The organism is Halomonas sp. IOP_14 (assembly GCF_021021315.1).
In the GTDB taxonomy this organism is placed as follows: domain Bacteria; phylum Pseudomonadota; class Gammaproteobacteria; order Pseudomonadales; family Halomonadaceae; genus Vreelandella; species Vreelandella titanicae.
Window position 1 is genome coordinate 72,997 of record NZ_JAINWD010000004.1, and the last position, 21,579, is coordinate 94,575.

Consider the following 21,579-nt stretch of genomic DNA (forward strand, 5'->3'; position numbering starts at 1 on the left):
CGTAAAAATTAACGCTTCGAGAACTGCGGACGACGACGTGCTTTGCGCAGACCGACTTTCTTACGTTCAACTTGACGTGCATCACGCGTTACGTAGCCAGCGGCACGTAGCGAAGGACGCAGGTCTTCATTGTAGTTCATCAGGGCACGTGTAATGCCGTGACGGATCGCACCAGCTTGAGAAGAACCACCACCACCAGCGACAGTCACGAAGATGTCAAACTGGTTCAGGGTTTCAGTCAATTCAAGCGGCTGGCGAACAACCATACGACCGGTAACACGACCAAAGTAGAGGTCAAGGTCTTGGTTGTTGACAGTAATTTTGCCAGAGCCCGGCTTCATAAACACGCGAGCGGTGGAAGTCTTGCGGCGCCCGGTACCGTAATACTGCTGTGTCATGGCGAAGATTTCCTCAGAGGTTCAGTTCAAGCGGCTGTTGGGCAGCATGCGGATGCTCGTCGCCAGCGTACACTTTCAACTTCGTGTACATGGCACGGCCCAAGGGACCTTTCGGCAACATACCTTTAACGGCAGACTCAATGATACGCTCGGGCGCATGATCAAGCATTTTGTCGAATGTCATAGAGCGCAGACCGCCCGGGTAACCAGTGTGGCGGTAATAGGTTTTAGCCTTCGCCTTATTACCAGTTACGTGGACTTTCTCTGCGTTGATCACGACGATGTAGTCGCCAGTATCAACGTGAGGGGTAAATTCGGGCTTATGCTTGCCACGTAGGCGGCGAGCAATCTCGGTTGCCAGACGACCGAGCGTTTTGTCCGTAGCGTCGACTACATACCAGTCGCGCTGGACGGACTGCGGCTTAGCACTGAACGTCTTCATGGATGAAATCACCAGATTAAATGTATTGGGTGACTTACACCGTTGTACGGCGAAGCACCATCCCTATTCTTTTTGGTTGCTGGTTTAACCCAGCAACATGCAGCGAGGCGGCATTCTACAGTAAGGCTACTGACAAGTTAAGCCGTATCGTGACTTTTTTACTGAGCCGACATCCCGTCAGGCTTTAAGGCTTATGCGCCAACGCCAAGTACTCCTTGGACTGCATCTCTTGTAGGCGCGACAAAGTCCGCTGGAACTCGAACGTTAGCTTGCCATCGCTATACAGCTCTTCAATCGGCGCTTCCGCGGACATCAGTAGTTTGACGCCACGATCATAAAACTCATCGACCATATTGATGAAGCGGCGTGCCTGATCATCCTGCTTGGCATTCATACGCCTCACATTGGAAACCAGCACTGTATGAAACTCCCTGGCCAGTTCAATATAGTCATTTTGACTGCGCGGCCCGTCACACAGCTCAAGAAACTCAAACCAAGCGACATCATCATGCAGCCGACGCGTTTTCAACACACGGTGGTTTACCTCTAGCGACGCCTCTGACTCGCCTTCGTGCCCGGCTATTTCCCGAAAGCTGCGCGATAGTTCGCGCTCAGCCGCTTCATCCAGCGGCGAGTAGAAGATGGCCGCACGCTCCAATGCGCGCAGTCGATAATCCACCCCAGAATCGACATTAACCACCTCACAATGACGATTCACAAGCTCAATGGCTGGCAAAAAGCGCGCCCGTTGTAGGCCATCTTTATATAAATCATCAGGTACGATATTAGAGGTCGCCACCAATACCACTCCGCGCTCAAATAACGCCTCTAGCAAGTTGGCAAGAATCATCGCATCGGTAATATCTTTGACGAAAAATTCATCAAAGCAAATAACCCGCGCCTCAGTAGCAAACTTACCCGCGATTAGGGTCAGTGGATTCTTTTCACCTTTATAGTGGGTCAGCTCGTTATGGACACGCTGCATAAAGCGGTGAAAATGGGTACGCATTTTGTCGGGAAAGGGCAAGGCTTCATAAAAGGTATCGACCAAGTAGGTTTTGCCCCGCCCTACCCCACCCCAAAAATAGAGGCCTTGGATATCGGGCAAGACAGGCTCATCAGCCAATGAGGATTTCTTGCCCATGAAACCCGCCATCTTGGCTTTTAACCCTTTATGGAGCCCCTTATTCGCAACCAGAGCTTTGGGAACGGTTGTTGGCGCAGCGACAAGCTCATCATAGAGCCGCTGTAGATGCTTTACGGCCAACTCCTGCGCTGCATCATATTGAAAATCATCGCGCTCTAAGTCCGCCCGATAGCGCTCTATAGGCGATGCAGGGCGCGTTTTTGACGATGCCCTACTCGCAGTTGTTGATGACATGCACTCGCCTCCCACAGCATGTAAGGCAGCCGCCAGTACATTACTGGCAACCTTGAAAAGGTTGTGATTATACCTGTAGAGACATCTAAGCGCATGAGCGGATTGACCCAACCGGCTGAGTGACGCCTATAATGGCAGCCTGTTTGATTCTTAAGCTGCTAGCATATGCAGCCTCTAAATCATTATATTCAAGGCGCCAGGGAGAACACTGTGGACGCGAGCTCACCATTAACGTTTGCCATAATCGGTTTTATCGTCGGCCTGATCATTGGAGCGGTTGCTTATCGCCTCTTCAGCAAAAGCCAGCGTGAAGCGGCTTCCATGCGCCAAAAGCTACTCGAACGCGAGCACCAGATTGCCGAGATGAAGAGCAGCGTGGGCAGCCATTTAACGGGTATTTATCAACGCCTAAGCAATATCCGCGATGAAGCCAACCAGCTTGAGCTTCAACTGAAAGAGGACGCCGCGGAGTGGGATATTCGCGACGCTGCTATTCAGCCTAGCCTTGATCTCTCGGGTATCGATCCAGCGCGCGAGCAGCAGACGACGGCAGACGCCAGCACCCCTGCGACGCCACGTGACTACGCGGATGGTAAGGGCGGCACGCTGTCAGAAGACTTTGGCTTGAAGAGCAACGAGGCGGCAACACCCCAACCGCCGCGCTACTAATAATGATTGATCAGCCCCGGCTTCTGTTATCGGTGATCCGGGGCATTTAATGCGTTAAGCGGGATTATCAATATCCACAAAGCGGTGCTCAACGCCATACTCATCGCTTAGCCACTCGCCCAGCGCCTGTACTCCATAGCGCTCGGTGGCATGATGCCCGGCGGCGATATAATGAATACCCATTTCCCTCGCCAGGTGAGTGGTTCGCTCTGATATCTCACCCGATACAAATGCCTGTGCGCCCGCCTCAAAGGCGTCGGTGATCATGTCCTGCGCACCACCGGTACACCAGGCGATGCGCTCAATATCTCCCACCTGCGGGGCCTCAATAACCAACGGCTCGCGCTGCAAGGTTTGCGCTATTTGCGCTGCCAAGGCGCTGACCGAATGCGGCTGCGGTAACCGGCCTGACCACAAAAGCCCTTCCCCCAGCGCGCCATCAATGCACCCCTCTACTTTCCACCCCAAGTGACGGGCTAACTCCGCGTTATTGCCCATCTCGGCATGCGCATCCAGAGGCAGATGATACGCTAACAGACTAATGTCATGATCAAGCAGGGTTTTAATCCGCCGCTGCTTCATACCAGTAATCGCCACGGGCTCGTTTTTCCAAAAGTAACCGTGATGCACCAGCACCATATCTGCCTGCCAGGCAACGGCTTCGTCCAGCAGCGCTTGGCAGGCAGTAACACCGGTCATGATGCGCTTGACGTGTTCACTGCCCGCCACCTGTAAGCCATTAATGGTAAAATCTTTAAACTCTGCCGCACGTAACTGATGGTCACAAGCCGCTACTAGTTGATCACGATGAATCATATTGAGTCCTTTATTGATTTAACCGCACCCGTGAGGTAGCTGCTAAGAAAGTGTTACCATAAAACCATTGTAAAACTCGCTGCTTTATATCGCGAACAGCGAGACTGACCCGTTAAGGAATTGATTGCATGCGACGCTACGTGCTGCCTTATCTCTGGCCTGTTATCACTGGCGTACTGCTCGCGGTGGTGATTCTCTTCGCACTCCCCGAGCAGTTGCCCAACCCGTTTCGTGACTCGTCGCCTCAAGCCCCCCAAGTCGCCGCGCCGGTCATCTCGACGACACCAGAAGTGGTAGAACCCAACCCTAGTCGCCCTGCGCCTGAAATTCATCAGGCAGCGCCGCTTTCCCGGAACAAAGGCCCCGTCAGCTATGCTCAGGCAGTGGAGCAAGCCGCGCCGGCGGTAGTAAATATCTACTCATCGCGCATCGTTGAGCGCGACCAGCACCCACTGATGTCAGATCCATTTTTTCAGCAATTTTTTGATAACCAGGGAGATGACGCGACGACCCATCAACGCATGCTCTCAAGCTTGGGCTCTGGCGTTATAGTCAGTGAGGACGGCTACGTACTAACCAATCACCACGTCATCAACGGCGCCGATGAAATCCAGGTCGCTCTGCGCGACGGACGCGAAACCCTGGCAGAGGTGATCGGCACAGATCCTGAAAGTGATTTAGCCGTGCTAAGAATTAACCTGGACGATTTGCCAGTCATTGAACTCACAGACTCAGCCGACGTAGCGGTAGGCGACGTAGCGCTCGCTATTGGCAACCCTTTTGGTGTCGGTCAGACGGTCACCATGGGTATTATTAGTGCCACGGGGCGCAATCATTTAGGGCTAAACGCCTATGAAGACTTTATTCAAACAGATGCGGCTATCAACCCGGGTAACTCAGGTGGCGCGCTGGTCAATCCTGAGGGCGCCATGGTCGGCATTAATACGGCTATTTTCTCGCGCTCAGGTGGCTCCCAAGGCATTGGCTTTGCCATTCCTGCCAACCTTGCCCACAGCATTCTGGATGAACTGGTCACTCAAGGACGGGTAATTCGTGGCTGGTTAGGCATTGAAGCGCAAGCACTATCACGGGAACTGGCAGCCTCTTTTGGACTGCAAACACCCCAAGGTGTGATCGTCGCGGGGGTTGTCAGCGGAGGGCCTGCCGCGGAAGCGGGGCTAGAGCCAGGCGATGTGCTTCTCTCTGTCAATGGCCAGCCTATTCTGGATGCCCGCACCACGATGAGTGAAATCGCCTCTATCGCACCCGGCACCTCGCTACCACTCACCATCGTCCGTAGCGGCGAGCGCCTGGAGATGACCCTCGAAGTGGGCGAACGCCCACTCCCTACCATCCCAATTAATGAAGAGACTCCTGGCCCACGCGACTCGTAGCCTGTTTACAAAACGCGCTGGCGTAGCGCAAAGCGCATTGGCAGTATCAATCGCGAATCCGGTACTCCGCGGAGCGGGCGTGGGCGGTGAGTGATTCACCTCGCGCCAATACCGAGGCGATTTTGCCCAGCTCAGAAGCACCGTCTGCGGAGCAGTGAATAATCGAAGAGCGCTTCTGGAAATCGTAAACCCCCAACGGTGAAGAGAAGCGCGCCGTGCCAGAGGTAGGCAGCACGTGATTTGGCCCGGCACAGTAATCACCCAGCGCCTCGGCGGTGTAACGCCCCATAAAGATTGCCCCGGCATGACGAATATCGTCTAACCACGTCTCGGGGGCAGCCACCGAAAGCTCCAGGTGCTCAGGAGCAATCCGGTTAATCAACGTAATCGCTTCTTGGGCGTCCTGGCAGAGCACTAACGCTCCTCGCTTACGCAGCGACTCACGCACGATCTCTTTGCGCTCTAAGGTCGGCAGTAGCCGCTCAATTGCCGACTCCACAGCATCTAAGTGTCCGGCATCCCAGCTCACCAAGATCGCCTGGGCATCTTCGTCGTGTTCGGCTTGAGAAAATAGATCCATTGCCAGCCAATCGGGATCAGTCTGACCATCGGAAACCACCATAATCTCCGAGGGCCCGGCAATCATATCAATGCCCACCTGACCAAATACTGCACGCTTCGCCGTGGCCACATAAATATTGCCCGGCCCAACTATTTTATCGACTCGAGGAACACTTTCAGTGCCGTAGGCAAGGGCGGCTACGGCCTGAGCGCCGCCGATGGTAAACACATAGTCGACTCCCGCCAAGTGAGCCGCTGCCAGCACCAACTCATTGAGCACGCCATCCGGCGTAGGCACGACCATAACGATTTCGCGCACGCCGGCCACATGGGCAGGAATCGCATTCATCAGCACTGACGAGGGATAGGCAGCTTTGCCGCCAGGAACATAAATACCGGCGCGATCCAGGGGGGCAACTTTCTGCCCCAGTACCGTGCCGTCTGCTTCTTCGTATTGCCAGGAGCTGGGCTTCTGACGCTCGTGGTAGCACTTAATCCGCTCGGCGGCGCTGGAAAGCGCCTCGCGCTGCTCAGCAGGCAAGTTATCAAACGCTCTTTTCAACTGCTCGGGCGTTAACTGCAATTCGTCCATCGAGGTAGCCGCAAGTCGGTCAAAACGATTCGTGGCTTCCACTACCGCAGCATCGCCGCGCTGCTTTACACTGGCAAGAATTTCTTCGACCCGCGCCTGCACCGCTTTGTCAGACACCCCTTCCCAATCTAACAGCGCATCAAGTCGATGGTTAAAGGCATCATCGCTTGTCGATAGGCGTGAAATCGTTGCAGTCGTCTGTTTGCTCATGGGTTCACTCATGGGTCACCTCACATCATTCGGCAAGCTGGGTCTGACGCTTTTTGACCGCACTGTCCAAGCGCTCTAGTAACGGCTTAATACGCTCATGCTTCATGGTCATGGCGGCCTTATTCACCACCAGCCGGGTGCTGATATGGGCAATAAGCTCACGCGGCTCCATACCATTCGCCCGCAGGGTATTGCCAGTATCGACGATATCGACAATTTCATCGGCGAGATTCATTAACGGCGCCAGTTCCATAGCGCCATAAAGTTTGATCACCTCAGCCTGAATTCCCTGCTCGGCGTAGTAGCGTCGCGCCACGTTAACAAATTTCGTTGCCACCCGACGCCGGGCACGGGCTGGCAACTGGCCGGTCACACCCGCGGTCATCAACTTACAGCGGGCAATTTCCAAATCCAACGGCTCATAAAGCCCTTCGGCACCGTGCTCAAGCAGCACATCTTTACCTGCGATACCGACATCGGCTGCCCCTAGCTGAACGTAGGTGGGCACGTCGGTGGCACGGATAATCACCAGTTTTACGTCGGGCAAGTTGGTATCAAATAGCAGCTTACGACTTTTGCTTAAATCCTCTGCAGGTGTAATACCCGCATCGGCCAGTAGTGGCAGCGTCTCTTCCAGAATACGGCCCTTCGAGAGGGCTAAAATCAATTGCTTACTCATCGTGTTGCCCAGTGGTTATTAGCATGCAGGGGCTTAGCAGCAGAGACTCAGTAGAAATGGTCTAGCCAGGAATACGGCGAATGCGCGCACCCAGCAGCTGCAATTTCTCTTCGATACACTCGTAGCCACGGTCAATGTGATAGATGCGGTCTACTAGAGTTTCCCCCTCGGCCATCATGGCCGCAATCACCAGCGAAGCCGACGCGCGCAGATCGGTTGCCATTACCGGTGCACCGGAAAGCTTCTCGACCCCCTCGATCAAGGCGGTGTTGCCCTCCAGCACGATATTGGCGCCCATGCGGTTAAGCTCTTGAACATGCATAAAGCGGTTTTCGAAGATCGTCTCGACCACCCGAGAGTGCCCCACGGCCACTGCGTTCATGGCCACGAACTGCGCCTGCATATCGGTAGGGAACGCTGGATAAGGCGCAGTACGAATATTCACCGCCTTAGGCCGCTTGCCGTGCATATCCAGGGCGATCCAGTCGTCACCACTGGTGACTTCCGCACCCGCCTCTTCCAGCTTGGCAATGACCGCGTCCAGGATATCGGCCCGGGTGCGCTTGACCTTCACCCGTCCGCCAGTCATGGCGGCGGCAACTAGAAAGGTGCCTGTCTCGATACGGTCGGGCATGACATCGTGCTCGCAACCGTGCAGTTTTTCGACGCCTTCGATAGTAATGGTGTCAGTGCCTTGACCGCTGATTTTAGCGCCCATTTTGATCAAGCACTCAGCCAAGTCGACAATTTCAGGCTCGCGGGCAGCGTTTTCCAGAACGGTTTTGCCATCGGCTAGGGTCGCCGCCATCAGCAGGTTTTCGGTACCGGTCACTGTCACGGTATCAAAGTAGATAGTTGCCCCTTTTAGACGACCGTCCACCCGCGCGCGGATATAGCCAGCCTCAACGCGAATCTCCGCCCCCATGGCTTCTAAACCGCGAATATGCAAATCCACCGGGCGCGAGCCAATGGCGCAACCACCGGGTAGCGATACATCGGCTTTACCGAAGTGGGCAAGCAGAGGGCCCAACACCAGTATCGAGGCACGCATTTTCTTAACCAGCTCATACGGTGCGTGACACTGAGTGACTTGGGAGCCATCCAACTGAATACTCAGCTTTTCGCCCATCACCGGCTCAACGCCCATGCGGCCGAGCAGTTCTAAGGTGGTGGTAATATCCTGTAAGTGCGGCAAGTTACCAATCACCACGGGGCCATCGGCCAACAGGCTGGCACACAGAATAGGCAGCGCCGCATTCTTAGCGCCACTCACCCACACTTCACCGTCTACCGATCCATTGCCGGTAATGATTAATTTATCCATGGGGCGACCGTTATTGAACGTTTCCCGGTGCAGTTTGCCACTGCACCGGGGTAAACGTTTTGATGCTAATAGCGTGGAGCGCACCCGAGGCGATCTCATCGCTCAGCGCAGCGTAGACAAGCTGCTGACGTTTGACCGGAGAGAGACCTTCAAAGGCATCGCCAACCGCAATCACCTGAAAATTACAGCCTTCACCCTGGATATGGAACTGACATCCGTCGATACGGGATTCAAGCAGTGCTTTTACCTCGTTGGGTTGCATGGCGCAGAAAACTCCTTTGGGGTCATCGTTATTAATGAACGTAATTGGGTCGACATAATAAAGAAAAGCAGTGCGCTTGGCGATGCCGGAGCGTTAAACGGCCAGAGTAGCCGCAGGCTGATCGATCAAAGCATCCAACTCAGCCAGGGAGGCAAGTCGGCGTAGCGGCGCTGAAAAAAGAATGGCTTGGATATGGATACCGCGCTGCCGACAAATTCGGAGCCATTCAAACAGCACGCTAATGGCAGCGCTGCTAGCCTTCTCAATGCGACTAAAGTCTAAGCTAAGCGAAGTTAGCTCGGTGTGCTTGAGCCATTTAACACCACAGGCGGCCAAATCGGCCGCCAAGGATACCTCCACATCACCTTCCACCAGCAAGGTAGTGTTTTCTACACTAACCGTTACACTGGGGCGTGAAAACAGCACTGTCACGCATCGCCTCCCTGCTCAAGCTCTTCAACGCCCACTTCAGGTGACCATCCGTCAATAACCGCGTCATAATCACGATTGTTATCGCGCATGGCTTGGTCAAACTGATTGCGGAACGTCAGACCTAGATTAATACCGTTAACGATCACGTTAACCACCCGCCACTCGCCGTCGGAGAGTCTCAGGCTATAGCTTACGGGGTACACCTTGCCGTTATTGGCCACCACTTCCATGGCAACGCTGGCCTGGTCGTCATAGCGCTGAGCCTGCTGGGCATTCAGCACCCGCAGCTCATCATAATCAAACGTCACTAGCCCACGAGTATAAGTATCAATCAGCGTTTGGCGAAACACATCGACAAAACGACGGCGCTGCTCCGGGGAAGCGTTGCGGAAGTAGTTCCCCATCACGCTGGCCCCGATATAGCGGAAATCCGCCACTTGTTCGAGGTTGCTATCCACTAACGCCTCAAGCTCGCTAAGATTATTGGCGTAATAATCCTTGCGACCTTCGAGTTCCGACATCAGTGACTCAACGTTATCGCGAATCATTGCTTCTGGTGTCTGAGACTGCGCCTGTGACTGCAGTGGCACCATTAACGCCGCCATCATCATTACCACCAATAACCAACGACCCATCATCAAGTTCACTCCATTCATAACCATCATCTCCCCACCCGGTATTGCACTGGGCCCGTTATTACACTGGATTAGTGCCTGCCGTTTGAAACACTAGTTAGTTGCCATATTGGACACAAACTGCTGGATAAGTTCTTCCAACACCAGTGCCGACTGGGTGTCACGAATCGTATCGCCATCCTCAAGCATTTCAGGGTCGCCGCCCACGCTAAGGCCAATGTACTGCTCACCTAATAAGCCTGCAGTCAGGATCGAGGCAATCGAGTCTTTGGAGAGCTGACCCTCAAGCTCGCTATCCAGGCTAAGAACGACCCGCGCATCGAACCACTGCGTATCCAGCTCAATGGCTTCTACCCGCCCCACTGTCACACCCGCCATGGTGACCCTGGCACGGGGTTTTAAACTACCAATATTGGCGAAGTTGGCCTCTAACTGAAACGACTGCGTGGGCGCTGAGAGCGTCAGTCCACTCACACGTAGGCCGAGGAACACCAGCCCCAGAATGCCCGCCACCATAAACAGGCCCACACCGAACTCCATGGTTTTACTGCGTTTCATGAAACTGCTCCAGCCATTAAAGGCCGCCAAACATAATGGCGGTCAACACAAAATCAAGCCCCAATACTGCAAGCGACGAATACACCACCGTGCGCGTAGTAGCGCGGGAAATGCCTTCAGAAGTGGGCACCAAATCATAACCTTGAAATACCGCGATCCAGGTCACCACCAAAGCAAATACGGCGCTTTTGATCATGCCGTTACCGATATCACTGATAAAGGCTACATTGGCCTGCATGTTGCTCCAGTAAGAGCCCTCGAAGACGCCTAGCCACTCCACGCCCACCAAGTAGCCGCCCCAGATGCCCACGACACTAAACCCAACCGTTAAAATAGGCAGTGACACAAAGCCTGCCCATAGGCGTGGCGCCACCACGCGGCGCAGTGGGTCAACACCGATCATCTCCATGCTGGTGAGCTGCTCTGTCGCTTTCATTAAACCGATCTCGGCGGTGAGCGCAGATCCCGCCCGGCCAGCAAACAGTAGTGCTGCCACCACTGGGGCTAACTCCCTCAATAGCGACAGTGCCACCATTTGTCCCAGCGCCTGCTCAGCCCCGAAATCGACCAAAATGGTATAGCCCTGCAGTGCCAGCACCATGCCGATAAACAGCCCCGACACCAATACAATGGCTAACGAAAGCACGCCCACAAAGTGCATCTGGTGCAACCATAATCGCCAGCCTTCCCGGGAAGGCACGCCGACCACCGACTGGAATAGAAACACGCCCGCTCGACCCAATGCTTCCATTAAGTCGCACCCTCGGCGCCCCAGCCGTGTAACACGTGCGGCGCTATTAGAGAACTTTGACTGCATTAACTCTGCCCTTTATTTACCCTGCATTGGTGCATTTAAGCGCCTTATGTCACCCACTCTAGCGGTTCTATTTAACCGGAGCCCCGCCCAGAATATCGCGATAAAACGCCTCAGCGGGGTAGTGAAATGGTACCGGCCCATCAGGTTCGCCATGAATAAACTGGCTAACCCGGGGATCTTGATTTGTGTCCAGGGTTTGCGGTGTGCCATGGGCTACCACCTGGCCATCGGCGATCAGATAGAGATAGTCCGCAATGCTCAAGGTCTCCTTGATATCATGGGAGACCACCACCGAGGTTAGCTGCAGCGCTTGATTAAGGCGCTTGATTAGCTGCACCAACACGCCCATAGAGATGGGATCCTGACCAACAAACGGCTCATCATACAAAATCAGTTCTGGATCCAGCGCCACCGCACGAGCCAATGCGACCCGGCGCGCCATCCCTCCGGACAGCTCCGCAGGCGTTAAGTGTCGCGCTCCACGCAGGCCGACCGCCTGTAGCTTGAGCAACACCAGGTCACGCACCATAGTATCGGGTAAATCCGTATGCACCCGCAGCGGAAAGGCAACGTTTTCAAACACATCCAAATCAGAAAACAGCGCACCACTCTGAAACAGCATTCCCATCCGCTTGCGTAGCGTGAATAGCGCCTTCCGGGACAGTTTATGAACATCCTGCCCATCAATGAGTATTCGACCACTCTCCGGGGTTAGCTGGCCGCCGATCAGCTTCAGTAGCGTGGTTTTACCGGTACCACTTGGCCCCATGATCGCGGTTACTTTACCCCGCGGTATGGTCATATTCACACCACGGAAAATTTCGTGATCACCACGCGAAAAGTAAAGCTCTTCAATTTCTATAAAGGGTGCATCTGTCATGGATCAGTTGACTCTTAACGAGGCGCGACTAAAGCTGTATAGCATACCCTACTTGCGGCTATCGCAATTAGAAAACAGCGTTTCTAAAACATTATCGAACATTGTACTATAACGCTACAAGGCATTACTGCACGAATGGGCTTTCCTATTGTTCAGGGTTATCAAAGTTGCAAAGGCTTGCTTACCCTCGCCTAAACCTGCTCTCGGCCCTGGTGATGCGGGTATGCCCCCCAGGGAGTCGCCTCAATTACTGCCTATTAGAGGTGTCGAGATGTTATTCTTACCGGTTACTACTTTTATATTTTCATTTGTTAAGAGAAAACGCTATGCGCCAGCCTATCGCCCCCTCCAGCCTACTACGTGAAAGCGCACTGCGTACGCTACAAATCGAGCAGGCAGCGATTGGAGGCCTTCAGGCTAAGCTAGACGAAAGCTTTGATCGCGCCTGTGAGCTAATTCTCGCCTGCCAAGGTCGTGTAGTGGTGACCGGTATGGGCAAGTCGGGGCATATTGCTGGCAAGCTAGCGGCGACACTTGCCAGTACCGGCACGCCGGCTTTTTTCGTTCACCCCGGCGAAGCCAGCCATGGCGATCTAGGCATGATTACCCGCGCAGATGTAGTGTTGGCGCTCTCTAACTCGGGCGAAACTGCCGAAGTCACTGCTCTGCTACCACTGCTTAAACGCCTGGGCACACCGCTGGTCAGCATGACGGGGCGGCCCCACTCCACGCTTGCCAAGCACGCTGATGCGCACCTAAACAGTGGCGTCGAGCGTGAGGCTTGCCCGCTCGATCTAGCCCCCACCAGTTCCACCACCGCTGCCCTCGCCCTGGGTGATGCACTGGCGGTTGCGTTACTGGAAGCACGCGGCTTTACCGCTGAAGATTTTGCCCTCTCCCACCCCGGCGGCAGTTTGGGCAAGCGCTTACTGCTACGCGTTAGAGACCTCATGCACGACGGAGCACGCCTGCCCCAAGTCGCATTGGGCAGCCCGCTGCGCGACGCATTACTCGAAATTACCCGGCAAGGGCTTGGCTTTACCTGCGTAGTGGATAGCGAAGGACGATTAGCGGGGGTCTACACCGATGGCGATCTACGCCGCACGCTGGATCAATTCCATAATCTGCGCGACGTGCGCGTTGATGATGTCATGACCCGGCCGGGCAAGCGCATAGGCCCCGATATCCTGGCGGCCGAAGCGGTACGCATCATGGAAGAAAGCCGTATTACCGCGCTAGCGGTGGTTGATGAACAACAGCGCCCAATTGGGGCTCTACATATGCACGACCTGCTCGCCAGCGGCGTTATTTAACCCAGCGGCGCCAACACGACCTGCTTTACGAACTGATTGATATGGAGGTTCTATGACCCTACCTGCCTCGCTACTCGACCAACTCCGCCGTGTACGCCTGCTAGCACTGGATGTTGACGGCGTCCTTACCGATGGGCGCCTCTACTTTCAGGCCGATGGTATCGAAATCAAAGCATTCCACACCCAGGATGGCCACGGGCTAAAGCTTCTCAAACGCGTGGGCGTACATGTCGCGTTGATTACCGGGCGCGACTCCCCCATGGTTAGCCAACGCGCGGCGGCACTCGGCATTGACCATGTTCACCAAGGCTGTGAAGACAAGCTGACCACACTGCGCGGGCTCTGCCAGCGCCTCGATATTGAACTAGAGCAGGTGGCTTATTGTGGCGACGACCTACCCGACCTAGCGGCTATCAAACGTTGCGGCGTCGGCATTACCGTGCCAAACGCGCCGGACTATATGCATACCCACGCCGACTGGACTACCGAACGCCTGGGTGGCCACGGTGCCGTGCGTGAGATCTGCGATACGCTGCTTGAATCTCAAGGACACTGGGGCGCGGTGCTCGACACCTATCTGCACGGCCGCACGTAAATGTTTAAACGCTTTAAAGTACGCCTCTGGTTAGCCGGGCTAGTCATCGCGCTGGGGATTCTGCTGGTATGGCTTGACCCCCGCGGGCCTCAAGACACCAGCATCGATCCCGAAGCACAGGCTCAGGAACCTGGCCACGTGCTGGAAAATGCCGAGATTACCCTATTCGGGGATAACGGCAGTGTCATGCAGTCGCTAAAAACACCGCGCCTTATCCATACCCCGCAGCGCAGCGAAACCTGGACGGAAGAGCCCGAGGCAGTACTGTATGACAGCGAAAACCGTCAGTGGCTGGCCAGCGCCGCTGTAGGCACGCTCAACACCGCTACCCAAGCCCTGCTGCTGTCAGGTTCGGCTCGACTGTTTGCACCAGATGAAGGCTGGCAGCTAGATACCGAGCTACTGCACTATGATGGCCTCGAGCAGCATGCCTGGAGTGACACACCGGTATTGATGCAGCAACCGCCGCAGCAAATGAGCGCTTCACGTATGGACGTTTGGCTTAACACCAGCCAGGTTCGCTTAACGGATAATGTGCGCGGCACGCACCCCCCGGCCACACAACGCTAATAGGAACCGCCATGAAAGCCATGATTTCCCCAGCCCTGCTCTACACTGCACTGTTCGGTTTAGCGATACCTTTATCAGTGTTAGCCCAAACCAACTCATCTTCCCAGGCCCCAGTGGAAGTGGAAGCCGACCGTTTAGATCTTGATCAGCGGGCAGGCACAGCTGTTTATACTGGGGATGTGGACATTCGCCAAGGCGAAATGCAGCTGCGCGGCGAGCGGGTAGAGATCGAACGCAACGACGCGGGCGAACTCTCGACAGCCACCGCTACCGGTGAACGCGCCTACTTGCGCCATCAAGGCGAAGGGCAAGAAGGCCCCACGGAAGGCTGGGCGCGGCGAATTATTTATCACGTCGCCGAGCGTCGCGTAGAGCTGATCGACCAAGCCGAACTGACCCAGCAAGAGGACACCTTTAGTGGCGGTCGCCTTGAGTATTTTATTGACCGAGAAGTGATTCAAGCGCGCTCTGACGTTGATGGCAGCGAGCCCCAGCGCATACGCATGACCCTTCAGCCTGAACAATAGGGAGCCTAGCTGTGGCCACTGCTGACACTGCGCCGATCAAAACCCTTTATGCCCACCACCTGGCTAAAAGCTACAAACGCCGCCGAGTGGTCAAAGACATCAATCTGGAGATATCCCAAGGCAGTGTCGTTGGCCTTTTGGGCCCCAACGGCGCGGGCAAAACCACCTCATTTTATATGATTGTTGGGCTGGTCAAATCCGACGCTGGCAAGGTGGGTATCGACGATGTGGATTTAACGCGCGCCCCCATGCACGAGCGCGCAGCCGCGGGGATTGGCTATCTACCTCAAGAGGCGTCTATTTTCCGCAAACTCTCGGTTGCCGAGAATATTATGGCGATACTCGAGACCCGCAAAGAGCTTAACCGCAGCGACCGCGAACAGCGCCTGGAAGCGCTACTCGAAGACTTCCATATCACCCATATTCGCGACAACCTGGGCATGAGCCTTTCGGGCGGCGAGCGCAGGCGTGTAGAAATAGCCCGCTCGCTAGCCACAGAGCCCGCTTTTATTCTGCTCGATGAGCCTTTTGCGGGCGTTGACCCCATCTCGGTAGGTGAGATTAAAACCATCATTCGTGCACTGAAACAGCGCCATATCGGCGTGCTGATCACCGATCACAACGTGCGTGAAACACTAGACATTTGCGATATCGCCTATATCGTCGGCGATGGGCAAATCATCGCCAGTGGCTCGCCCGCCTCGATTCTCACCAACCAAAAAGTAAGGGATGTGTATTTGGGCGCCGATTTTCGCCTGTAATGTTTTTGCCTTAATCGCCCCTAAATAGCGCTTTAAAACAACTTTACGACCAATGGCATGCTTATTGCACTTGCGCCAAGCACTCACTCGCACTAGGGTGGAGCATTCTGATTAACGAGTGGTTCTCAGATGGTCATGAAAGCTTCTCTCCAACTGCGTATCGGCACACAGCTGACCATGACGCCCCAGTTGCAGCAGGCCATTGCGCTGCTGCAACTCTCTACGCTGGATCTTCGTCAAGAAATTCAGCAGGCCCTCGATGCCAATCCCATGCTGGAGCAGGAAGATGAATTTAGTGAACAGGCTGTCAGCGAGCCTAAGGAAGAAGAGTGGTCAGAGAGCATCCCTACTGAGCTCTCGGTAGATAGCGACTGGTCAGATACCTATCAAGATATGGGAAGCCAGGGGGGCAGCAGCAGCGAAGGCCCCGACTTTGAGCGCCAGGCAGCCGGGCAGAGCCTTCATGGCCACCTGCTGTGGCAACTCGCCATGACCGATTTTAGCGCTCGCGAGCAGCTTGTCGCGGAAAGTTTAATCGACGCGCTAGACGCCAACGGCTACCTGACCCAGCCGCTCAACGACATCCGTGAAGGGCTTCGTGCCCAGGGCATTGACGGGCTAAGCCAGCGCGAAGTGGAAACCATTCTACTCAAGCTCCAGCAGTTTGAGCCGACCGGCATATTTGCCCGTGACTTGCGTGAATGCTTGATGCTGCAGCTCGCCGCTCTCCCCGATGATACGCCACTGCTGGTTCCCGCCCGCCGCTTGGTGCGGCAGTTTCTCGAAGCGCTTGGCAAAGACGATATGCGTCTGCTGAAACGCCGTCTAGGGCTCGACGACGAACAGCTGGCCGATGTCATCCTGCTTATTCGCAGCCTAGACCCACGCCCAGGCAGCGCCTACGGCGACACCGATGACAGCTATGTCACCCCCGATCTAGTCGTCCGCCACGATAATGAAGGCTGGCATTTAGAGCTCAACCCCGAGGCCCTGCCACGGCTGCGCATTCAGCCCGACTACGCCAGCTTGATTAAGCGTGCGGATAAAAGCGATGACAACCAGTTTCTCAAAGAGCACTTGCAGGAAGCGCGCTGGTTGATCAAGAGCCTCTCTAGCCGAAACGATACGCTGCTGCGTGTTGGTCGCGAGATCATTACCCGCCAGATTGGCTTTTTAGAGCACGGCGAAGAAGCCATGAAACCACTGATACTGGCCGACATTGCCGAAGCCGTGGAGATGCACGAGTCGACTATTTCACGGGTAACGACGCAAAAATATATCCATACACCCCGTGGTGTGTTTGAACTCAAATACTTTTTCTCAAGCCAGGTGAGCGGTCAAGATGGTGACAGCCACTCCAGCACCGCCATCCGTGCACGACTCAAGAAACTGATTCAAGAGGAGCCGCCCGGCAAGCCGCTTTCAGACAGCCGCTTAGTGACGCTATTAGGCGAAGGAGGGATTCAAGTGGCGCGTCGTACGGTGGCGAAATACCGTGAAGCCATGGGCATTCCCTCTTCCAGTGAACGGCGTCGTTTGCGCTAACTTCGTTAACGTTTCAGGGAAACTCTCGACAAGGGCTTTGCAACGCGGCAAAAAGGGTTACAATCGAAGTACAGTCCGATGGATAAGGAGCACGTCAATGCAAGTAAATATCACTGGTCATCACGTAGAACTGACTGACGCCTTGCGTGACTATGTCAACGAGAAGCTTGAGCGTGTAGAGCGCCATTACGACAATATAACTACGGTGCAAGTCACCTTATCAGTGGAGAAAGAGCGCCAGCAGGCCGCCTGTACGCTGCACGCCGCAGGTGCTGACTTACATGCGGAAGCCCTAGACAGTGATATGTACGCCGCTATCGACGCACTAGCGGACAAAATCGACCGTCAACTCGTTAAACACAAGGAAAAAGCACAAGCTCGCGCCCAAGGCGCCGGTGTGCGTTAATTCAATGACGTTGGAAACCATACTCCCCCCGGAACGCGTTCTGTTCGACGTCCCCGGGGGCAGCAAAAAAAGGGTGCTGGAGTTTTACAGCACCTTTATCGCCCAAAATATCCCCAGCCTGGACAGCCAAGAAGTGTTTAGCCGTTTAATCGGCCGCGAGCGCTTAGGTAGTACGGGTATTGGTAACGGCGTGGCTATTCCTCATGCGCGTAGCCCCCACTGCAACGCCCCTATCGCTGGATTTTTGAAACTGGCTGAAGCGATCGATTTTGACGCTATCGACGGCGACCCGGTAGATCTGGTGTTTGTCCTGTTGGTACCCGAAGAGGCAGATGACACGCATCTCTCACTACTGGGTCAGGTAGCGACCATCATGAATGATGCGGACACGCGCCAGCAACTGCGTAAAGCAGCCAGCCAGCGCGAACTGCTTGAGCTGATTACCGCCAAAATTCGCGAGCAATCAGCGGCCTAAGGGTCTGAAACCCTGTTCAGGGCAGATCACAGCAGGTTATCCGCTCACCACCCTCAACGCAGCTTGATCAAAGCAAAGAGAGACTCTATGCAACTGGTGATCATTAGCGGCCGCTCCGGGTCAGGTAAATCTATCGCCTTGCAAGCGCTGGAAGATCTTGGCTACTACGCGATTGATAACCTCCCAGCTATGTTGCTGGGGTCGTTGGTGGATGAACTGCGTGACCAGGGCGACCGAGCACATTTAGCGGTGAGTATTGATGCCCGCAATTTGCCGGGAGCTCTGGAGCGCCTGCCCTCTTTATTAGACGAGTTGCGCCAGCGTAAAATCGACTTTCAAGTTATTTACCTGACCACCGATGCGCGCATACTGCTTGAGCGTTACTCAGCAACGCGTCGCCGTCATCCGCTGACCCGCGATAGCGAAATGACGCTGGAAGAGGCGATCAATAAAGAAGAGACGACGCTAGAGGATATTCGCGATCTGGCCGATCTATTGATCGATACATCACGATTATCGGTGCACGATTTACGCCGTCGCATTACCGACCAAGTAGCCCATCAGCGGCGCGACAAGCTGACGCTAACGCTGGAATCGTTTGGGTATAAACGCGGCGTACCGTTAGACGCCGACCTGGTCTTCGATGTGCGCTGCCTGCCAAATCCGTACTGGGATCCAACGCTGCGCCAGTTCACTGGCCGCGACGCGGAAATCGTGGCTTTTTTGAACAGCTATCCGATTGTTGATGCCATGAGCGACGACATCTTGGCCTGGCTAGAGCGTTGGCTACCCGCTTACCAGAATAGCCAACGTAGCTACATGACTATCGCGATTGGCTGTACTGGTGGCCAGCACCGCTCGGTCTATATGGCCGAGAAGTTAGCGGAAAAATTGACTCCTAGCATGGGCGAAGTTCAACTTCGCCACCGCGAACTGGGTCTGCACTACACCATAAGCGAACAGTTGGCCGCTCCCCTCGTCAGCGCTTCCACACCTAACGAGCGGCCAGAGACCTCTTAAGCGCGTCTATCCATTAATGACACCACTCGGCGAAAAGGAACCAGGGTGCCAGAACGCATACTTACACTTACCAATCAACGCGGGCTACACGCTCGCGCGGCGACAAAACTGGTCAAATGCGGCCAACAGTTCACGGCAAAAATACGCGTTTACAAACAGCAACAGGCCGCCGACGCCGCCAATATCATGTCACTGCTGATGCTTGCCGCACCTTGTGGCACCGAGCTTAGAATCACCGCCGAAGGCGATGACGCCGAACAGGCGCTTGAAGCGATTCAAGCGCTGTTCGACGCCCGCTTTGAGGAGGATCAGTAAGCCGCCGCTTGGCTTGTTAGTCCCCCGCCACGGTCATGGCATCAATCAACCAGCTACCCGTGTGAACACTGCCACGGGTATCAGTGTCATCGCCAATACCTACTAAGCCAGCAAACATCCGCTCCAGGTTTCCGGCAATGGTGAACTCTTCGACCGGGTACTGCACCTTTCCATTTTCGACCCAAAAACCTGCTGCACCGCGGGAATAGTCACCGGTCACACCGTTGACACCTTGGCCCATCAACTCAGTCACCCAAATACCCCGCCCCATCTCTTGCAACAAGCTTTCGCGTGATTGCAGTGGCGTTGCTAAACGCACGTTACGTGCCCCACCGGCATTGCCCGTGGTTTGCATATCGAGACGACGAGCGCTGTAAGAAGAGAGCATATAGCTGGCAATGCGTCCCTGATCGATAAAGCGATTATTGCGCGTTTGCACGCCCTCGCCATCAAACGGTGAGCTTGCCGTGGCGCCAATCTCCATTGGCCGCTCTTCGAGACTAAACCAGTCGGGAAACAATGGTGTACCGAGCCGGTCGCACAAAAACGAGGCCTGCCGGTAAAGCGCACCACCGGCTAACCCACCGAGCAGGTGGCCAATCAAGCCACTGGCCAACGATGGGTCAAACAGCACCGGAAAGGTGCCCGTTGGCGGCCGTTTAGCACCTAGCCTGCGCAGCGTACGCATCGCGGCTTCGCGCCCCACCTCAGCGGGGTCACGTAGCGCCTTGGGGTCACGGGCAGAGGTGTAGTCATAATCACGCTGCATACCGCTCGCGTCTTGGGCAATCAGCATGCAAGAAAGAGAGTGACTACTGCCCTTTTGGGTACCTAAAAAGCCGTGGCTATTGGCGTAAACGCGCACCCCTTCGCCACTGGAGAGAGACGCGCCATCTGACTGTGAGATGCCGTCAACGTCTCGCCCCGCCTGCTCGCAGGCAAGCGCTAACTCAATCGCCTCATCCGTTGTGAGCGCCCAGGTGTAGTGCACTTTTAGATCGGGCAACTCAGTAGCCATAAGGGAGGCATCGGCCAGCCCTGCGGCCGGGTCTTCGCCGGTATAGCGGGCAATCGCCAGCGCTTTCTCTACGGCTGCCTGGATCGAGGCACTGCTGGCATCAGTGGATGAAGCGCTGCCTTTACGTTGACCCACGTATAGCGTGACGGCAATGCCTTGGTCACGGGATAACTCAACCGTTTCAACTTCGCCCAGGCGTACGCTAACGCCTATACCCTGATCGACGCTTGCGCCTACTTCGGCAGCATCCGCGCCCAAGCGCTTCGCCAGCGCTAACGCCTCTTCGGCGCGCGCGGTCAATAGCGACTGCTGCGCGGATGCATCAAATGCCTGTGCCATATGGCCTCCTATTTCAACCGAATGCCTCTCAACCAAAGTCTTGCAAGAGAGTGTCATCGGCGAATCAATGTTGTACTCGCAGCTGGTATAATGCCGCCACGAATCTTGTCTGTGAGTCACACTATGCGTAAGCAACGTCCCGATCCCGTTGAAGTAGAAGAACAGGAAGAACGCCCTAGCAAGTCGCAACTCAAACGCGAAATGCATGCCTTACAGGCACTTGGGGAAACCTTAATCGCCATGCGACCGGCGGAACGCGCCCGTTTCCCCCTCTCTGACGATATGCTACGCGCTATCGAGGAAACCTCGCGTATTCGCTCCCATGAAGGTCGCCGCCGCCATATGCAGTATGTCGGTAAGCTGATCCGTAAAGAGGATCTTACCGCCATTCAAGCCGTGTTCGACTCCATCGACCAGGAGCAAGAGCAGCGCGACCACGCGTTCCACCGACTGGAAAAATGGCGGGAACGCTTAATTGACGAGGGCGATGCGGCAGTTGACCTGTTTATGGCGGAGCACCCCGACGCCGATCGCCAGACACTGCGTCAATTGATTCGCAACGCCCAGCGGGAACGCGAACAGGGCAAACCGCCGACCAGCTCGCGCAAGCTCTTCAAACACCTGCGCGAAACCCTTGCACTTTAA

27 protein-coding genes are annotated in these 21,579 nt (G+C 55.2%); 13 read left to right on the forward strand and 14 right to left on the reverse strand.

Going from position 1 to position 21,579, the window contains the following annotated elements; genetic code table 11:
* Positions 1-8: 8 nt before the first annotated feature.
* The 3 genes from rpsI to zapE form a co-directional block, all read right to left on the reverse strand.
* On the reverse strand, positions 9-398 hold the full coding sequence (rpsI, locus tag K7H09_RS04870; RefSeq protein WP_022523918.1) for a 30S ribosomal protein S9: 390 nt from the start codon (positions 396-398) through the stop codon (positions 9-11).
* Positions 399-411: 13 nt separating this feature from the next.
* Positions 412-840, reverse strand: a complete 429-nt coding sequence (rplM, locus tag K7H09_RS04875) for a 50S ribosomal protein L13 (protein WP_022523919.1) — start codon at positions 838-840, stop codon at positions 412-414.
* A gap of 184 nt (positions 841-1,024) precedes the next feature.
* Positions 1,025-2,221 carry a cell division protein ZapE gene (gene zapE, locus K7H09_RS04880; protein ID WP_022523920.1) on the reverse strand — a complete coding sequence of 399 codons (1,197 nt, stop codon included), beginning with the start codon at positions 2,219-2,221 and terminating at the stop codon, positions 1,025-1,027.
* A gap of 210 nt (positions 2,222-2,431) precedes the next feature.
* Between zapE and K7H09_RS04885 the strand changes: the two genes are divergently transcribed.
* Positions 2,432-2,890 (forward strand): YhcB family protein, encoded by a 459-nt coding sequence (locus K7H09_RS04885; protein WP_027959091.1) that lies wholly within the window; start codon positions 2,432-2,434, stop codon positions 2,888-2,890.
* A 54-nt stretch (positions 2,891-2,944) separates the two neighbouring features.
* On the opposite strand, the gene K7H09_RS04890 is transcribed toward K7H09_RS04885, so the two are convergent.
* Positions 2,945-3,706, reverse strand: a complete 762-nt coding sequence (locus tag K7H09_RS04890) for a Nif3-like dinuclear metal center hexameric protein (protein WP_041158051.1) — start codon at positions 3,704-3,706, stop codon at positions 2,945-2,947.
* A gap of 128 nt (positions 3,707-3,834) precedes the next feature.
* On the opposite strand from K7H09_RS04890, the gene K7H09_RS04895 reads away from it, so the two are divergent.
* Positions 3,835-5,100, forward strand: coding sequence for a Do family serine endopeptidase (locus K7H09_RS04895; RefSeq protein WP_022523923.1), 1,266 nt, complete (start codon positions 3,835-3,837; stop codon positions 5,098-5,100).
* 46 nt (positions 5,101-5,146) lie between these two features.
* On the opposite strand, the gene hisD is transcribed toward K7H09_RS04895, so the two are convergent.
* The 9 genes from hisD to K7H09_RS04940 form a co-directional block, all read right to left on the reverse strand.
* Positions 5,147-6,463 (reverse strand): histidinol dehydrogenase, encoded by a 1,317-nt coding sequence (gene hisD / locus K7H09_RS04900; RefSeq protein WP_022523924.1) that lies wholly within the window; start codon positions 6,461-6,463, stop codon positions 5,147-5,149.
* Between the two features lie 25 nt (positions 6,464-6,488).
* Positions 6,489-7,142 carry an ATP phosphoribosyltransferase gene (gene hisG / locus K7H09_RS04905; protein WP_022523925.1) on the reverse strand — a complete coding sequence of 218 codons (654 nt, stop codon included), beginning with the start codon at positions 7,140-7,142 and terminating at the stop codon, positions 6,489-6,491.
* A gap of 61 nt (positions 7,143-7,203) precedes the next feature.
* Positions 7,204-8,466 (reverse strand): UDP-N-acetylglucosamine 1-carboxyvinyltransferase, encoded by a 1,263-nt coding sequence (murA, locus tag K7H09_RS04910; RefSeq protein ID WP_027959090.1) that lies wholly within the window; start codon positions 8,464-8,466, stop codon positions 7,204-7,206.
* A gap of 10 nt (positions 8,467-8,476) precedes the next feature.
* Positions 8,477-8,728: a BolA family protein gene (locus tag K7H09_RS04915; protein WP_230803827.1), complete on the reverse strand. Its 252-nt coding sequence runs from the start codon at positions 8,726-8,728 to the stop codon at positions 8,477-8,479.
* A 93-nt stretch (positions 8,729-8,821) separates the two neighbouring features.
* Complete coding sequence (locus K7H09_RS04920) at positions 8,822-9,160, reverse strand: STAS domain-containing protein (protein ID WP_027959089.1); 339 nt, start codon at positions 9,158-9,160, stop codon at positions 8,822-8,824.
* Positions 9,157-9,798 (reverse strand): MlaC/ttg2D family ABC transporter substrate-binding protein, encoded by a 642-nt coding sequence (locus K7H09_RS04925; protein WP_081742670.1) that lies wholly within the window; start codon positions 9,796-9,798, stop codon positions 9,157-9,159. The genes K7H09_RS04920 and K7H09_RS04925 overlap by 4 nt, the downstream gene beginning before the upstream one ends.
* Before the next feature lie 90 nt (positions 9,799-9,888).
* Positions 9,889-10,353, reverse strand: a complete 465-nt coding sequence (mlaD, locus tag K7H09_RS04930) for an outer membrane lipid asymmetry maintenance protein MlaD (RefSeq protein ID WP_022523930.1) — start codon at positions 10,351-10,353, stop codon at positions 9,889-9,891.
* Positions 10,354-10,369: 16 nt separating this feature from the next.
* On the reverse strand, positions 10,370-11,170 hold the full coding sequence (gene mlaE, locus K7H09_RS04935; protein WP_035539165.1) for a lipid asymmetry maintenance ABC transporter permease subunit MlaE: 801 nt from the start codon (positions 11,168-11,170) through the stop codon (positions 10,370-10,372).
* Between the two features lie 67 nt (positions 11,171-11,237).
* On the reverse strand, positions 11,238-12,050 hold the full coding sequence (locus K7H09_RS04940; RefSeq protein WP_027959086.1) for an ATP-binding cassette domain-containing protein: 813 nt from the start codon (positions 12,048-12,050) through the stop codon (positions 11,238-11,240).
* Between the two features lie 326 nt (positions 12,051-12,376).
* Between K7H09_RS04940 and K7H09_RS04945 the strand changes: the two genes are divergently transcribed.
* From K7H09_RS04945 to K7H09_RS04990, 10 genes are all read left to right on the forward strand, one after another.
* A complete protein-coding gene (locus tag K7H09_RS04945) occupies positions 12,377-13,363 on the forward strand; it encodes a KpsF/GutQ family sugar-phosphate isomerase (RefSeq protein WP_022523933.1) in 987 nt (328 codons plus the stop codon).
* A gap of 52 nt (positions 13,364-13,415) precedes the next feature.
* Positions 13,416-13,958 carry a KdsC family phosphatase gene (locus K7H09_RS04950; RefSeq protein ID WP_230803830.1) on the forward strand — a complete coding sequence of 181 codons (543 nt, stop codon included), beginning with the start codon at positions 13,416-13,418 and terminating at the stop codon, positions 13,956-13,958.
* The gene (lptC, locus tag K7H09_RS04955) at positions 13,959-14,528 is read left to right on the forward strand and encodes an LPS export ABC transporter periplasmic protein LptC (RefSeq protein WP_009287775.1); all 570 of its coding nucleotides are present in this window, start codon (positions 13,959-13,961) and stop codon (positions 14,526-14,528) included.
* A gap of 11 nt (positions 14,529-14,539) precedes the next feature.
* A complete protein-coding gene (gene lptA / locus K7H09_RS04960) occupies positions 14,540-15,055 on the forward strand; it encodes a lipopolysaccharide transport periplasmic protein LptA (protein ID WP_009287774.1) in 516 nt (171 codons plus the stop codon).
* Between the two features lie 11 nt (positions 15,056-15,066).
* Positions 15,067-15,816, forward strand: a complete 750-nt coding sequence (gene lptB / locus K7H09_RS04965) for an LPS export ABC transporter ATP-binding protein (protein ID WP_022523936.1) — start codon at positions 15,067-15,069, stop codon at positions 15,814-15,816.
* Positions 15,817-15,945: 129 nt separating this feature from the next.
* Positions 15,946-17,361, forward strand: coding sequence for an RNA polymerase factor sigma-54 (locus tag K7H09_RS04970; RefSeq protein ID WP_027959083.1), 1,416 nt, complete (start codon positions 15,946-15,948; stop codon positions 17,359-17,361).
* Between the two features lie 97 nt (positions 17,362-17,458).
* Positions 17,459-17,767: a ribosome hibernation-promoting factor, HPF/YfiA family gene (gene hpf / locus K7H09_RS04975; protein WP_007114683.1), complete on the forward strand. Its 309-nt coding sequence runs from the start codon at positions 17,459-17,461 to the stop codon at positions 17,765-17,767.
* Positions 17,768-17,771: 4 nt separating this feature from the next.
* A complete protein-coding gene (locus K7H09_RS04980) occupies positions 17,772-18,242 on the forward strand; it encodes a PTS sugar transporter subunit IIA (RefSeq protein ID WP_039859784.1) in 471 nt (156 codons plus the stop codon).
* Between the two features lie 87 nt (positions 18,243-18,329).
* A complete protein-coding gene (gene rapZ, locus K7H09_RS04985; RefSeq protein WP_022523939.1) occupies positions 18,330-19,262 on the forward strand; it encodes an RNase adapter RapZ in 933 nt (310 codons plus the stop codon).
* A gap of 45 nt (positions 19,263-19,307) precedes the next feature.
* Positions 19,308-19,577, forward strand: coding sequence for an HPr family phosphocarrier protein (locus K7H09_RS04990; protein WP_027959080.1), 270 nt, complete (start codon positions 19,308-19,310; stop codon positions 19,575-19,577).
* A 16-nt stretch (positions 19,578-19,593) separates the two neighbouring features.
* Here K7H09_RS04990 and pmbA read toward each other — a convergent pair whose 3' ends face one another.
* A complete protein-coding gene (gene pmbA, locus K7H09_RS04995; RefSeq protein WP_041158048.1) occupies positions 19,594-20,934 on the reverse strand; it encodes a metalloprotease PmbA in 1,341 nt (446 codons plus the stop codon).
* A 123-nt stretch (positions 20,935-21,057) separates the two neighbouring features.
* Here pmbA and yjgA point away from each other — a divergent pair, with 123 nt between their 5' ends.
* Positions 21,058-21,579: a ribosome biogenesis factor YjgA gene (yjgA, locus tag K7H09_RS05000; protein ID WP_039859781.1), complete on the forward strand. Its 522-nt coding sequence runs from the start codon at positions 21,058-21,060 to the stop codon at positions 21,577-21,579.

Coding starts and splice junctions, on each gene's coding strand:
- rpsI (WP_022523918.1), bottom strand. CDS start 398: ATGACACAGCAGTATTACGGTACCGGGCGCCGCAAGACTTCCACCGCT.
- rplM (WP_022523919.1), bottom strand. CDS start 840: ATGAAGACGTTCAGTGCTAAGCCGCAGTCCGTCCAGCGCGACTGGTAT.
- zapE (WP_022523920.1), bottom strand. CDS start 2,221: ATGTCATCAACAACTGCGAGTAGGGCATCGTCAAAAACGCGCCCTGCA.
- K7H09_RS04890 (WP_041158051.1), bottom strand. CDS start 3,706: ATGATTCATCGTGATCAACTAGTAGCGGCTTGTGACCATCAGTTACGT.
- K7H09_RS04895 (WP_022523923.1), top strand. CDS start 3,835: ATGCGACGCTACGTGCTGCCTTATCTCTGGCCTGTTATCACTGGCGTA.
- hisD (WP_022523924.1), bottom strand. CDS start 6,463: ATGAGCAAACAGACGACTGCAACGATTTCACGCCTATCGACAAGCGAT.
- hisG (WP_022523925.1), bottom strand. CDS start 7,142: ATGAGTAAGCAATTGATTTTAGCCCTCTCGAAGGGCCGTATTCTGGAA.
- murA (WP_027959090.1), bottom strand. CDS start 8,466: ATGGATAAATTAATCATTACCGGCAATGGATCGGTAGACGGTGAAGTG.
- K7H09_RS04915 (WP_230803827.1), bottom strand. CDS start 8,728: ATGCAACCCAACGAGGTAAAAGCACTGCTTGAATCCCGTATCGACGGA.
- K7H09_RS04925 (WP_081742670.1), bottom strand. CDS start 9,798: ATGATGGGTCGTTGGTTATTGGTGGTAATGATGATGGCGGCGTTAATG.
- mlaD (WP_022523930.1), bottom strand. CDS start 10,353: ATGAAACGCAGTAAAACCATGGAGTTCGGTGTGGGCCTGTTTATGGTG.
- mlaE (WP_035539165.1), bottom strand. CDS start 11,170: ATGCAGTCAAAGTTCTCTAATAGCGCCGCACGTGTTACACGGCTGGGG.
- K7H09_RS04940 (WP_027959086.1), bottom strand. CDS start 12,050: ATGACAGATGCACCCTTTATAGAAATTGAAGAGCTTTACTTTTCGCGT.
- K7H09_RS04945 (WP_022523933.1), top strand. CDS start 12,377: ATGCGCCAGCCTATCGCCCCCTCCAGCCTACTACGTGAAAGCGCACTG.
- K7H09_RS04950 (WP_230803830.1), top strand. CDS start 13,416: ATGACCCTACCTGCCTCGCTACTCGACCAACTCCGCCGTGTACGCCTG.
- lptC (WP_009287775.1), top strand. CDS start 13,959: ATGTTTAAACGCTTTAAAGTACGCCTCTGGTTAGCCGGGCTAGTCATC.
- lptA (WP_009287774.1), top strand. CDS start 14,540: ATGAAAGCCATGATTTCCCCAGCCCTGCTCTACACTGCACTGTTCGGT.
- K7H09_RS04970 (WP_027959083.1), top strand. CDS start 15,946: ATGGTCATGAAAGCTTCTCTCCAACTGCGTATCGGCACACAGCTGACC.
- hpf (WP_007114683.1), top strand. CDS start 17,459: ATGCAAGTAAATATCACTGGTCATCACGTAGAACTGACTGACGCCTTG.
- K7H09_RS04980 (WP_039859784.1), top strand. CDS start 17,772: ATGACGTTGGAAACCATACTCCCCCCGGAACGCGTTCTGTTCGACGTC.
- rapZ (WP_022523939.1), top strand. CDS start 18,330: ATGCAACTGGTGATCATTAGCGGCCGCTCCGGGTCAGGTAAATCTATC.
- pmbA (WP_041158048.1), bottom strand. CDS start 20,934: ATGGCACAGGCATTTGATGCATCCGCGCAGCAGTCGCTATTGACCGCG.
- yjgA (WP_039859781.1), top strand. CDS start 21,058: ATGCGTAAGCAACGTCCCGATCCCGTTGAAGTAGAAGAACAGGAAGAA.